The organism is Streptomyces sp. NPDC055962, from assembly GCF_042270185.1.
In the GTDB taxonomy this organism is placed as follows: domain Bacteria; phylum Actinomycetota; class Actinomycetes; order Streptomycetales; family Streptomycetaceae; genus Streptomyces.
This window is the reverse complement of sequence record NZ_JBHJYN010000001.1, coordinates 97811-110813: the sequence shown is the minus strand read 5'-3', so window position 1 is coordinate 110813 and position 13003 is coordinate 97811. Positions and strand designations below refer to the sequence as shown.

11 protein-coding genes and 1 riboswitch are annotated in these 13003 nt (G+C 71.1%); of the genes, 6 read left to right on the top strand and 5 right to left on the bottom strand.

Going from position 1 to position 13003, the window contains the following annotated elements:
• The first annotated feature begins 324 nt into the window (after positions 1–324).
• From rlmN to ACFC51_RS00435, 5 genes are all read left to right on the top strand, one after another.
• Entirely contained in the window at positions 325–1431 is a 1107-nt protein-coding gene (gene rlmN, locus ACFC51_RS00455; RefSeq protein WP_376377742.1) for a 23S rRNA (adenine(2503)-C(2))-methyltransferase RlmN, read from the top strand.
• Positions 1432–1509: 78 nt separating this feature from the next.
• Positions 1510–1626, top strand: a riboswitch (TPP riboswitch).
• 68 nt (positions 1627–1694) lie between these two features.
• Positions 1695–2789, top strand: a complete 1095-nt coding sequence (locus ACFC51_RS00450; protein ID WP_376526275.1) for a thiamine ABC transporter substrate binding subunit — start codon at positions 1695–1697, stop codon at positions 2787–2789.
• A gap of 44 nt (positions 2790–2833) precedes the next feature.
• Complete coding sequence (locus tag ACFC51_RS00445; protein WP_376527033.1) at positions 2834–4447, top strand: ABC transporter permease; 1614 nt, start codon at positions 2834–2836, stop codon at positions 4445–4447.
• A 2-nt stretch (positions 4448–4449) separates the two neighbouring features.
• Positions 4450–5472, top strand: a complete 1023-nt coding sequence (locus ACFC51_RS00440; RefSeq protein WP_376526272.1) for an ABC transporter ATP-binding protein — start codon at positions 4450–4452, stop codon at positions 5470–5472.
• 169 nt (positions 5473–5641) lie between these two features.
• Complete coding sequence (locus tag ACFC51_RS00435) at positions 5642–6094, top strand: SRPBCC domain-containing protein (protein WP_376526270.1); 453 nt, start codon at positions 5642–5644, stop codon at positions 6092–6094.
• Between the two features lie 14 nt (positions 6095–6108).
• Here the strand turns inward: ACFC51_RS00435 and ACFC51_RS00430 are convergent, their stop codons facing one another.
• The 5 genes from ACFC51_RS00430 to ACFC51_RS00410 all read right to left on the bottom strand — a co-directional run bounded on the left by ACFC51_RS00430 (position 6109) and on the right by ACFC51_RS00410 (position 11242).
• On the bottom strand, positions 6109–7227 hold the full coding sequence (locus ACFC51_RS00430; protein ID WP_376377734.1) for an LOG family protein: 1119 nt from the start codon (positions 7225–7227) through the stop codon (positions 6109–6111).
• Between the two features lie 34 nt (positions 7228–7261).
• Complete coding sequence (locus tag ACFC51_RS00425; RefSeq protein WP_376377732.1) at positions 7262–8425, bottom strand: hypothetical protein; 1164 nt, start codon at positions 8423–8425, stop codon at positions 7262–7264.
• Entirely contained in the window at positions 8407–9144 is a 738-nt protein-coding gene (locus ACFC51_RS00420) for an ABC transporter ATP-binding protein (protein WP_376377730.1), read from the bottom strand. The genes ACFC51_RS00425 and ACFC51_RS00420 overlap by 19 nt, the downstream gene beginning before the upstream one ends.
• Before the next feature lie 227 nt (positions 9145–9371).
• Positions 9372–10751 (bottom strand): aspartate aminotransferase family protein, encoded by a 1380-nt coding sequence (locus tag ACFC51_RS00415; protein ID WP_376377728.1) that lies wholly within the window; start codon positions 10749–10751, stop codon positions 9372–9374.
• Complete coding sequence (locus ACFC51_RS00410) at positions 10736–11242, bottom strand: Lrp/AsnC family transcriptional regulator (protein WP_376377752.1); 507 nt, start codon at positions 11240–11242, stop codon at positions 10736–10738. Before ACFC51_RS00410 ends, ACFC51_RS00415 begins: the two co-directional genes overlap by 16 nt.
• 162 nt (positions 11243–11404) lie before the next feature.
• Between ACFC51_RS00410 and ACFC51_RS00405 the strand changes: the two genes are divergently transcribed.
• Entirely contained in the window at positions 11405–12844 is a 1440-nt protein-coding gene (locus ACFC51_RS00405; protein ID WP_376377726.1) for a gamma-aminobutyraldehyde dehydrogenase, read from the top strand.
• Positions 12845–13003: the final 159 nt, after the last annotated feature.

The following is a 13003-nucleotide window of genomic DNA, read 5'->3' as shown; positions in this document are numbered from 1 at the left end:
TCTCGGATCCGGCGGCGCCCCACACAGGAACCCGACCGATAACGAGGGCGACCAGGCTCGGCCCGCTCCGTGTGAGGCCGGTCGACCACCTGCGAAGACAGCTCGACGTACATGTGTTTGATTCTGTCTCCAGGTGGCCGCGCGCTGCCCGCCGCCGTGCGATCGGTCACGGTCCGGGCCGGGCTCCGACCCGTCCCAGGGCTCTCCAGGGCCGCCTACGTCGGCTGACGGCGGCCGGGGGCGGCCCGTGCCGCCGGGCCCTCACCCGTCCCGGGCCTGTGGAGGTCACGGGGACCACGGCGGGTCTGTAACACTGGAAGAACCATGCCTAAGCCCGGAGAACTCACTTTCGTCGCGCCCCGTGGAGCCAAGCGGCCGCCGCGGCACCTCGCCGACCTCACGCCCGACGAGCGCAAGGAAGCAGTCGCCGCGACCGGCGAGAAGCCCTTCCGCGCCAAGCAGCTGTCGCAGCACTACTTCACGCGGTACGCGCACGACCCGGCGGAGTGGACCAACATTCCGGCCGCGTCGCGCGACAAGCTCGCGGAGGCGATGTTCCCGGATCTGATGTCGGTCATGCGCCACATCAGCTGTGACGACGACACCACCCGCAAGACCCTCTGGAAGCTGCACGACGGCACGCTCGTCGAGTCCGTCCTCATGCGGTACCCGGACCGGGTGACCATGTGCATCTCGTCGCAGGCGGGCTGCGGGATGAACTGCCCGTTCTGCGCGACCGGGCAGGCGGGGCTCGACCGCAACCTGTCGACCGCCGAGATCGTGCACCAGATCGTGGACGGCATGCGGGCGCTGCGGGACGGCGAGGTCCCGGGCGGGCCGGCGCGGCTGTCCAACATCGTCTTCATGGGCATGGGCGAGCCGCTGGCCAACTACAAGCGCGTCGTCGGGGCGATCCGCCGGCTGACGGACCCCGAGCCGGACGGCCTGGGGCTCTCGCAGCGCGGGATCACCGTCTCCACGGTGGGCCTGGTGCCGGCGATGCTCCGGTTCGCCGACGAGGGCTTCAAGTGCCGCCTCGCCGTCTCGCTCCACGCCCCGGACGACGAGCTGCGCGACACCCTCGTCCCCGTGAACACCCGCTGGAAGGTCCGTGAGGTCCTGGACGCCGCGTGGGAGTACGCGGAGAAGTCCGGCCGCCGCATCTCCATCGAGTACGCGCTGATCCGCGACATCAACGACCAGGCGTGGCGTGGCGACCGGCTGGGCCGCCTGCTCAAGGGCAAGCGGGTGCACGTCAACCTCATCCCGCTGAACCCGACCCCCGGTTCCCAGTGGACGGCCTCGCGGCCCGAGGACGAGAAGGCCTTCGTGGAGGCCATCGCCGCCCACGGTGTGCCGGTGACCGTCCGCGACACCCGTGGCCAGGAGATCGACGGCGCCTGTGGTCAGCTGGCGGCCGCCGAGCGCTGAGGCGGTGGTGCCGGACCGGTCCGAACCGGCCGGTCCGGCATGATCCGGCCGGTGTAGCCTGGCCCCGCAATCAACTTCATATTCCGACAGGGGAGCGCCACAGCGCTGAGAGTGCGGCACCGAGGACAGGTCGGCCGCAGACCCTCTGAACCTCGCCCGGGTCATTCCGGGTAGGAAGTTCGGACCTTACTCAAGCTGTTGCGCCCTGCCCGCTCCCGGCGGGCGGGGCCGCGTCTCTTCCTGGTCACCTCCAGGAGGATCACATGAACACCACCACGAAGTACGCGGCGACGGCGCTCGCCGCCGCGCTCGGCGTCACCGTGCTCGCGGGCTGCGGCGGTTCCGACGACAAGGCCTCCGGTGACACGGGGGCCGGGTCCACGACCGTCACGCTGGTCAGTCACGACTCGTTCAACGCCTCGGACGCCGTCCTGAAGGCGTTCACGAAGGAGACCGGTTACCGGGTCAAGGTGCTCAAGAGCGGTGACGCGGGGGCCGCGCTCAACCAGGAGATCCTGACCAAGGGCTCGCCCCGCGGCGACGTGTTCTTCGGGGTCGACAACACCCTGCTCTCCCGCGCCCTGGACAACGGCCTGTTCACGCCGTACGAGGCGAAGGGGCTCGACCGCGTCGAGGCCGGCGCGCAGCTCGACGCGGACCGGCACCGGGTCACGCCCGTCGACACCGGTGACATCTGCGTCAACTACGACAAGAAGTACTTCGCCGACAAGAAGCTCGACCCGCCGAACTCCTTCGACGACCTGCTGAAGCCCGCGTACAAGAACCTCCTCGTCACCGAGAACGCCGCGACCTCCTCGCCCGGACTCGGCTTCCTCCTCGGGACCGTCGCCACCTACGGCGAGACCGGCTACCAGGACTACTGGAAGAAGCTGAAGGACAACGGGGTCAAGACCGTCGACGGCTGGGAGCAGGCGTACAACGACGAGTTCTCCGGATCGGCCGGCGGCAAGAAGGCGAAGGCCGACCGTCCGCTCGTCGTCTCGTACGCCTCCAGCCCGCCCGTCGAGGTGCTGTACGCCGATCCGCAGCCCACCGAGGCGCCGACCGGGGTCGCCACCGGCACCTGCTTCCGCCAGACCGAGTTCGCCGGCCTCCTGGACGGGGCGAGGAACGAGGCGGGCGGCAAGGCGCTGCTCGACTTCCTGATCAGCAGGCAGTTCCAGGAGGACATGCCGCTGAACATGTTCGTGAACCCGGTGGCGGAGGACGCGAAGCTGCCGGAGCTCTTCACGAAGTTCGGAGCGACCGTCGACAAGCCGGCGACGGTCGCACCGGAGAAGATCGCCAAGAACCGTGAGCAGTGGGTCCAGTCATGGTCCTCGCTCGTCGTGAAGTAGCCGCGCGGCCCGCGCGCGGGGGGAACGCGGTGCGGCTCGGCCTGATGGCCGTGCCCGTCGTGTTCTTCGCGCTGTTCTTCGCCTATCCGGTCGTCGCGATCGTCGGCCGGGGGCTGAAGGCGGGCGGCGACTGGCAGTTCGGCCGGATCGGCACGGTGCTGAGCCGTCCGGACATCCTGGACGTCCTCTGGTTCACGACCTGGCAGGCCCTCGCCTCCACCGCGCTCACCCTCCTGATCGCACTGCCGGGCGCGTACGTCTTCGCCCGCTTCGCCTTCCCCGGCAAGCAGGTGCTGCGGGCCGTGGTGACGGTGCCGTTCGTCCTGCCCACGGTCGTGGTGGGTACGGCGTTCCTCGCCCTGCTGGGACGCGGCGGGTTCCTCGACGAGCTCTGGGGGGTCAGGCTCGACACGACCGTGTGGGCGATCCTGCTCGCCCATGTGTTCTTCAACTACGCCGTCGTCGTGCGGACCGTGGGCGGCCTGTGGTCGCAGCTCGACCCCCGCCAGGAGGAGGCCGCCCGTGTGCTCGGGGCCGGCCGCTTCGCCGCCTGGCGGCGGGTGACGCTGCCCGCGCTGGCCCCGGCGGTGGCCGCCGCGGCGCTGATGGTCTTCCTCTTCACGTTCACCTCCTTCGGAGTCGTCCAGATCCTCGGCGGACCGGGCTGGTCCACGCTGGAGGTGGAGATCTACCGGCAGACCGCGCAACTGCTGGACCTGCCGACGGCCGCCGTGCTGACCCTGGTGCAGTTCGCGGCCGTGGGCGGGATCCTCGCCGTGCACGCGTGGACCGTACGCCGCAGGGAGACCGCCCTGAGGCTGGTCGACCCGGCGCAGACCGCCCGGCCGCCCCGGGGAGCCGGACAGCGGGCGCTGCTCGGCGGGGTGCTGCTGACGGTGCTCCTGCTCGTCCTGCTGCCGCTCGGGGTGCTGGTGGAGCGCTCCTTCGACACCTCCGGCGGCTACGGACTCGCCTTCTACCGCGCGTTGCAGTCCGCCGACGCCAACGGCTCCACCTTCCTGGTGCCGCCGCTCGACGCCATCGGCAACTCCCTGCGCTACGCGCTCGTCGCCACTCTCATCGCCCTCGTGGTCGGCGGACTCGCCGCCGCCGCGCTGACCCGGCGCGCGGGCCGGCTGGTACGGGGTTTCGACGCGCTGCTGATGCTGCCGCTCGGGGTCTCCGCCGTCACCGTCGGCTTCGGTTTCCTCATCACGCTGGACGAGCCGCCGCTCGACCTGCGGACGTCCTGGATCCTCGTCCCGCTCGCCCAGGCACTGGTGGGCGTCCCCTTCGTCGTACGCACGATGCTGCCCGTCCTGCGTGCCGTGGACGACCGGCTGAGGGAGGCCGCCGCGGTGCTCGGCGCCTCGCCGCTGCGGGCCTGGCGTGAGGTGGACCTGCCGCTGGTCCGGCGGGCGGTGCTGGTCGCCGCGGGATTCGCCTTCGCCGTGTCGCTCGGGGAGTTCGGGGCGACCGTCTTCATCGCACGCCCGGACAACCCCACCCTGCCGGTCGCCGTGGCCAGGCTGCTGGGACGCTCGGGAGAGCTCAACTACGGCCAGGCGATGGCCCTGAGCACGATTCTGATGCTCGTCTGCGCGGTGTCGCTGCTCGCGCTCGAACGTATCCGCACCGACCGATCCGGGGAGTTCTAGAGATGCTGGAAGTGGAGTCCGCCACGGTCCGGTTCGGAGGGCGGACCGCGCTGGACGCGGTGGACCTGGAGGTCGCGGACCATGAGATCGTCTGCGTGCTGGGACCGAGCGGCAGCGGCAAGTCGACGCTGCTGCGTGCCGTGGCCGGGCTGCAGCCCCTGGACGGCGGACGGGTGCTGCTGGACGGGGAGGACCAGGCGCCGCTGCCCGTGCACCGGCGGGGACTCGGGCTGATGTTCCAGGACCACCAGCTGTTCCCGCACCGGGATGCAGGCGCCAATGTCGCCTTCGGCCTGCGGATGCACGGCGTCCCCCGGGCCGAGCGCGACCGGCGGGCCGACGAACTGCTGGACCTGGTCGGCCTGCCCGGAGCCGGCCGGCGGGCGGTCACCGCGCTCTCCGGGGGCGAGCAGCAGCGGGTGGCCCTCGCCCGTGCCCTGGCGCCGCGCCCGAGGCTGCTGATGCTGGACGAACCGCTGGGCCAGCTGGACCGGAGCCTCCGCGAACGGCTCGTCGTCGAACTCCGCACCCTCTTCGGCCGGCTGGGCACCACCGTCCTCGCCGTCACCCACGACCAGGGCGAGGCCTTCGCGCTCGCCGACCGGGTCGTGGTCATGCGGGACGGCCGCATCGCCCAGGCGGGCACCCCCCTGGAGGTCTGGCAGCAGCCCGCGTCGGCGTTCGTGGCGCGTTTCCTCGGCTTCGACAACCTGGTCGACGCCGTGGTCACGGGCACGGCCGCCGACACCGCCTGGGGCAAGGTACCCGTGCCCGAGGGGTCGCCCCAGGGGGCGTGCGAGCTGCTGGTGCGGCCGGGCGGCGTCCGGATCGGGAGCCCGAAGGACGGCCTGCGCTGCACGGTGGGCGTACGCACCTTCCGCGGCCACCATGTCACCGCGCTCCTGCACCCCGCGTACGGCCCGGCCCTGGAGGCGGAGTGCGGACTGCGCGACACCCCGGACGAGGGGGCCGTCGTGGGGGTGGCCTTCGACCTGGCGGAGACGGTGGTCCTGCCCCCGGCCTGACCGGTCGGACGGCAGCCCTCCGCCCTGCCCGGCCGGTCCTGCGGTGCTCCGTCCCCTTGCCCGGCCGGCCGGTGGTCCGGGCTGCTGCCCGCCCGGTCCCGCTGGCGGTCGTCCCCGGAGCCTGGTCCTCTGGACGGGGAGAGGACGGGGCGTCGGAAAGGAACAGACCATGTCCGAGTCAGCACGCGAGGGCATCGACATCACCCGTGTCGTCGCGGCTCCGCGGGACCGCGTCTTCGAGGCCTGGACCGTCCCGGAGGACTTCGCCGCCTGGTACGGGGGCGACGCCGACGTGCCGCTGGACCGGGTGTCGATGGACGTCGTGCCCGGCGGTGCGTGGAGCCTGGTCATCCTGGTCCCCGGTGTGGAGATGCCCTTCCACGGCGTCTACCGGGAGGTGACGGCACCGGAGCGGCTCGTCTTCACCCTGAAGGACGGGAGCGCGCCGGCGGACGCCGAGGGGGAGACCGTGACGGTCACCCTGACCGAGCTGAGCCGGAAGTCCACCGAGATGGTCTTCCGGCAGCGCGGCGGCCACCTCACGCCCGAGCAGTACGCCGCGGCCGAGGACGGCTGGGAGGCGTTCTTCGACGCCCTCGACGCCTGGCTCGCCGCCCGCTGAACCCGGCCGGGCCGTCAGCCCGTCAGCCGGGCGAGCGCCCCGGCCGCCTCCTCCACCGTGTCGACGAGTGCGATCCGGGACTCCATCGCCCGGCCTTCCGCCAGTGCGCTCAGCAGTGGCCAGGCGGGCAGCTTCTCTGTCCAGTGCGCGCGGTTCACCAGCACCATCGGCGTGGGGGCGGAACGCGACTCGTAGTAGTTCGGAGTCGCGTTGTCGAAGATCTCCTGCACGGTCCCGGCGGCGCCCGGGAGGAAGATGACACCGGCGGTGGAGCGCGCCAGCAGCCCGTCCTCGCGCACGGCGTTGGCGAAGTACTTGGCGATGTTGTCCGCGAAGGCGTTCGGCGGCTCGTGACCGTAGAACCACGTGGGGATCGCGACCGAGGAACCCCCGTCGGGCCAGCGTTCCCGCACGGCGAACGCGGCCTTCGCCCAGTCGGTGACCGAGGGGCTGAACGACGGTGCGGAGGCGAGGAGTTCGCAGGCCTTGAGGAGCATGGCGTCGGAGTGCGGCGCCGCGTAGGCGCCGAGGTTGGCCGCCTCCATGGCACCCGGGCCACCGCCGGTCGCCACGGTCAGACCGCTGCGCGCCAGATCCCTGCCGAGTACGGCGGCGCCGCGGTACTCCTCGGAGCCCCGGGCCATCGCGTGGCCGCCCATCACACCCACCACGCGCGCCCCGGCGAGGTGTTCGTCCAGGGCATCGGAGACCGCGTCGTCGTGCAGGGCCCGCAGCATCGAGGCGAAGACGTCGCCGTTCGCCTTGGTGAGCTGGAACCAGCCGTACGCCCGCGCGTCCGGGGTCGCCCCGTAACCGCCCTCCGACAGCCCCTCGTACAGCGCCTCCGGGGTGTAGAGCAGCCCGCGGTACGGGTCGAAGGGCAGGCCGGGCACCGGCGGGAAGACGAAGGCCCCGTCGCCGCGTATCTTGGCGTCGGCGCGGGGCTCCATGCGGCAGCCGAGGAAGACGGCGCCCCGGGTGTCGGTCGCGAGGAGCGCGTCGCCCCGGTCGGTCAGGTCGACGGACTGGACGCGGTGGCCCGCGAGGGTCCCGGCCGCGACTGCCCGGTCGAATGCGGTGAGCGTCTCGATCTCGACGCCCGGCGGGTACGTGTTCTCGTCCGGATTCTCCACGCCGCCATGCTACGTACCGCCCCGGCGGAGGGGGTCACTCCGTCAGAGGCAGCGCCGCGAGCTCCGCGATCGCCCAGGTCAGCGGCGCGAAGACGGCCAGCAGCACCAGCGCCCGCAAGGCTGCGGCGGTGCGGAGCGCGGAGGCCGGGGCGCCGAGCCGCAGCAAGGTCGCGGCCGTGCGGGCGCGGGCCTGCTTGGCTTCCAGCGCGGTGGTCAGCAGGGTGGCCAGGGTGCAGCCGATGACGAGCACGGCACCGAGCGCGGTGAGCGGACCGAAGGGCCGCGGCCCGCCGGTGTACAGCACGGAGGCGGCGATCACCCCGGACACCACGGCGCAGACGATGCCCAGCGGCCGGCCGATGCGGGAGGCCTCGTCCATCAGGACCCTGCCCGCCAGCAGCCGTACGGCACCCGGGCGCACCGCCTGGAGGAGCCGTCCGCACAGATGGGTCAGGCCGGGTCCGGCCATGGCCAGACCGATCGCGGTGAGCGTCCAGCCCACGAGAACGGCCGTCGGGGTGGCGTTGAGCCGCCCCGGCAGGGGGAACGCGCTGCCCGCCGAGCCGCGGCTCGCGTACGCCTCGACGGCGAGTCCGGCCGCGGTGAGTGCGACCCCCCAGGGCAGCCCCGTCGGTGTCGGGGACGGGGCGAGATCCGCCTCGGCCTCCTGGGCCTCGGACGGCGCGACCGGCCTGGAGCGAAGGGCGAGACCGCCGGCCGCAGACGCGGCCAGCGGTACGACGGCGAGCAGCGTCAGCGCCGCGGCGAGCGGCAGCGGGGTGCCCGCGCCCAGGAACTCCGCCGCACCGCCGTCGAAGGGCAGCCCGGTCAGGTCACCGCGCAGATGCAGGAAGAGGAGCAGCGCCACCACCGAGCCCAGCGTGGTGGACACCGCCGTCGAGATCGCCGCCAGCACCGCGAGACGGGCCGGGCCCAGTCCGGCGGCGAAGAGCGCGGGCCGCGGGCGGGTGCTCGGGTCCGTGCGCGCGACAGCGACCGCGAACTGGACGGTCGCGGCGAGTGGTACGACGCACCACAGCAGCCGCAGGACGGAACTCGACGCGTTCGCCGGATGCCCCGAGGCGTACCCCAGGGTGCACAGGAGCAGGAAGCCGACCCCCGCCGACGCGGCGGCGAGCATCAGCCGGCGCATCAGGACGAGAGGGTGCGAGCCACGGGTCAGACGGAGAGCGAGCACGCCGAGCGGCCTTCCGTATCGGGCGCGGCAGGCAGGGAGACGGTGTTGACGCGGCGGCCGTCCAGCATGCCGACCACACGGTCGGCGAGTGCGGCGACCTCCGCGTCGTGGGTGGCGAGCACGACGGTGATCCCGTGGGACCGTGCCGCGGTGGTGAGCGTCCGGAGGAGCTGCGCCCGCTCGGCGTGGTGCAGGGACGCGGTCGGCTCGTCCGCGAAGATCACGGACGGCGACGCGGCCAGCGCGCGGGCCACGGAGATCCGCTGGCGCTGCGACTGGAGCAGGGTGTGGGGCCGCTTCTTGGCAAGGGGGCCGATGTCCAGGCGCTCCAGCCACTCGGTGGCGGCCTTCTTCGCCGCCCGGTGCGAGACGCCCCGCAGCAGCAGCGGAAGCGCGGCGTTCTCCCAGGTGCTGAGCTCGGGCACGAGCTGCGGCTCGGCCGCGATCCAGCCGAATCTGTCCCGGCGGAGCTGCTCGCGCAGCCGTGGGCCCATGGTGTGCACGGGCACGCTGTTGAACCAGACCTCGCCCTGCTGGGGCACCAGCTGGCCGGAGAGGCAGTGCAGCAGGGTCGTCTTCCCGCACCCGCGGGGCCCGGCCACGGCGAGGATCTCGCCGTCACGTACGCCGAGGGAGACACCACCGAGCCCCGGCGATCCGTTGTGGGAGTGGTGCAGGGAACGTGCCCAGATCACGTCGTTGTCGGGCGGGGCCACCATGGCGTACACCTCGGTTCGGATCAGTTTTTCTGTTCCCCCCTACGGGGGAACGAATACAACGAAAAAGAGGCCGATCGGTCACTCGGCACGCTAGGCAGCCGAAGCGAGGTGTCGGGACAGTACGCGGCCCGGACGCTCCCCTTCTCACTCGAACGGGTGCATCCGGGCCGTGTGGTCCGCAGAGGGCGGCCGCCGGAAGCCGTGCTGCCGGCGGCCGGTGGCGACGGTCAGAGCTTCGTCCAGGCCTCCGTCAGGACGTTCCGCAGAATCCCCTCGATCTCGTCGAACGTCGACTGGTCGGAGATCAGCGGCGGCGCGAGCTGGACGACCGGGTCGCCGCGGTCGTCGGCACGGCAGTAGAGGCCGTTCTCGTACAGCGCCTTGGAGAGGAAGCCGTAGAGGACGCGCTCGGTCTCCTCGTCGGTGAAGGTCTCCTTGGTGGCCTTGTCCTTCACCAGCTCGATGCCGTAGAAGAAGCCGTTGCCGCGGACGTCGCCCACGATCGGCAGGTCGTGCAGCTTCTGCAGCGTCGTCAGGAACGCGTTCTCGTTGTCCAGGACGTGCTGGTTGAGGCCCTCGCGCTCGAAGATGTCGAGGTTGGCGAGACCGACCGCGGCGGACACCGGGTGACCGCCGAAGGTGTAGCCGTGCAGGAAGGTGTTGTCACCCTCGTAGAACGGCTCGGCCAGCCGGTCCGAGATGATGCAGGCGCCGATGGGGGAGTAACCCGAGGTCATGCCCTTGGCGCAGGTGATCATGTCCGGTACGTAGCCGAACTTGTCGCAGGCGAACATCGTGCCGAGGCGGCCGAACGCGCAGATGACCTCGTCGGAGACGAGCAGCACGTCGTACCGGTCGCAGATCTCCCGGACACGCTGGAAGTATCCGGGCGGCGGCGGGAAGCAGCCCCCGGCGTTCTGCACGGGCTCCAGGAAGACCGCGGCGACGGTGTCCGGGCCCTCGAAGAGGATCTGCTGCTCGATCTGGTCCGCGGCCCAGCGGCCGAAGGCCTCCGGGTCGTCGCCGAAGAGCGGGGCGCGGTAGATGTTGGTGTTCGGCACCTTGTGCGCGCCGGGTACCAGCGGCTCGAACGGAGCCTTGAGCGCGGGCAGTCCGGTGATCGACAGGGCGCCCTGCGGAGTGCCGTGGTAGGCGACCGCGCGCGAGATGACCTTGTACTTGGTCGGCTTGCCCTTGAGCTTGAAGTACTGCTTGGCCAGCTTCCAGGCGGTCTCCACCGCCTCACCGCCACCGGTGGTGAAGAAGACCTTGTTGAGGTCGCCCGGGGCGTGGTGGGCCAGCCGCTCCGCGAGCTCGACGGCCTTGGGGTGGGCGTAGGACCACACCGGGAAGAAGGCCAGTTCCTGCGCCTGCTTGTACGCCGTCTCGGCGAGCTCGTGGCGGCCGTGTCCGGCGTTGACGACGAACAGTCCGGACAGGCCGTCGAGGTAGCGCTTGCCCTTGTCGTCGTAGATGTAGGTGCCCTCGCCACGCACGATGGTGGGAACGGGCGCCTTCTCGTAGTCCGACATGCGGGTGAAGTGCATCCACAGGTGGTCGTACGCGGTTCGGCTGAGGTCCTTGCTCACGGCTATCGGGTTCCCCACATGTAGGTCTGCTTCTTGAGCTTGAGGTAGACGAAGCTCTCGGTGGAGCGCACGCCGGGTATGGCCCGGATGCGTTTGTTGATCGTCTCCAGCAGGTGGTCGTCGTCCTCGCAGACGATTTCCACCATGAGGTCGAAGGAGCCCGCGGTCATCACCACGTACTCGCACTCGGCCATGGCCGACAGGGCCTCGGCCACCGGGTCGAGGTCACCCTCGACGTTGATGCCGACCATCGCCTGGCGCCGCAGTCCCACGGTGAGCGGGTCCGTGACGGCGACGATCTGCATCACGCCCTGGTCGAGCAGCTTCTGGACGCGCTGGCGCACGGCGGCCTCGGACAGGCCGACGGCCTTGCCGATCGCGGCGTACGGACGCCGCCCGTCCTCCTGGAGCTGCTCGATGATTGCGAGGGAGACGGCATCGACCGCTGGTGACGATCCGCTCCCGTTCCTGGAGTCTGCGCTACGGCTGGCCACACCCCCACTGTGCACCGCGACTCGTCTGTCTGGCAAGCCTGAATCAATGAAATTCGTTGTCTGCATGCCTGAATCTGACTGAATCCGAAGGAGACGGCGGTTGGGTATGTCGAAAGCGTCACCGAACGGTCTAGGGTGGAAGTCTCATCCATCGGACAGCCGACAGGAGGGGTGGTCGTGACCACCGAGGTGCGCCGCCTGCGCAACTACATCAACGGAGAGTTCCGGGACGCCGCGGACGGGCGGACCATCGACGTGGTCAACCCGGTGACGGAAGAGGTCTACGCGACCTCGCCGCTCTCCGGACAGGCCGACGTCGATGCCGCCATGGACGCCGCAGCCGCGGCGTTCCCCGCCTGGCGCGACGTGACGCCCGCCGAGCGCCAGAAGGCCCTGCTGAAGATCGCGGACGCGTTCGAGGAGCGGGCCGAGGACCTCGTCGCCGCGGAGTCGGAGAACACCGGCAAGCCGCTCGGACTCACCCGTACCGAAGAGATCCCGCCGATGGTGGACCAGATCCGCTTCTTCGCGGGTGCCGCCCGGCTGCTGGAGGGACGCTCGGCGGGCGAGTACATGGAGGGCCTCACCTCTATCGTCCGCCGTGAGCCGGTGGGCGTCTGCGCCCAGGTGGCGCCGTGGAACTACCCCATGATGATGGCCGTCTGGAAGTTCGCCCCGGCTCTCGCCGCCGGCAACACCGTCGTGATCAAGCCGTCCGACACCACCCCGGCGTCCACCGTGCTGATCGCCGAGATCATCGGACAGATCCTGCCCAAGGGCGTCTTCAACGTCATCTGCGGCGACCGGGACACCGGCCGCGCGATGGTCGAGCACCCGACGCCGGCCATGGCCTCGATCACCGGATCGGTGCGGGCCGGCATGCAGGTCGCCGAATCCGCAGCGAAGGACGTCAAGCGGGTCCACCTGGAGCTCGGCGGCAAGGCCCCGGTCGTCGTCTTCGAGGACACCGACATCGCCAAGGCCGTCGCGGGCATCTCCGAGGCCGGCTACTTCAACGCCGGCCAGGACTGCACCGCGGCCACCCGCGTCATGGTCCACGAGTCCGTCCACGACGAGTTCGTCACCGCGCTCGCCAAGGCGGCGGCGGACACGAAGACCGGTCTGCCGGACGACGAGGACGTGCTCTACGGCCCGCTCAACAACGCCGACCAGCTGGCGCAGGTCAGCGGCTTCATCGAGCGCCTCCCCGCGCACGCCAAGGTCGAGGCCGGCGGCCACCGGGTCGGCGACAAGGGCTACTTCTACGCCCCGACCGTCGTCTCCGGCCTCCGCCAGGACGACGAGATCATCCAGCACGAGGTCTTCGGGCCCGTCATCACCGTCCAGTCCTTCACGGACGAGGCCCAGGCCGTCGAGTACGCCAACGGCGTCGAATACGCACTGGCCTCCTCGGTGTGGACCAAGGACCACTCCCGCGCGATGCGGATGTCCAAGAAGCTCGACTTCGGATGCGTGTGGATCAACACCCACATCCCGCTCGTCGCCGAGATGCCGCACGGCGGGTTCAAGAAGTCCGGCTACGGCAAGGACCTCTCCGCGTACGGCTTCGAGGACTACACCCGCATCAAGCACGTGATGACGTCCCTCGACGGCTGACCGGCGCACAGCGGTGACGAACGGCCCCGGGCGGCGCCCGGGGCCGTTCGCATGCCCCGGACCGGTGCTCCTCTCGTCCACGTCAGCTCCCGGACGGTGCCCATGTCCCCGTCCCCGCGTCGGCGACATGGGCATGATGTGCGCAACCGGCGCCTCCGG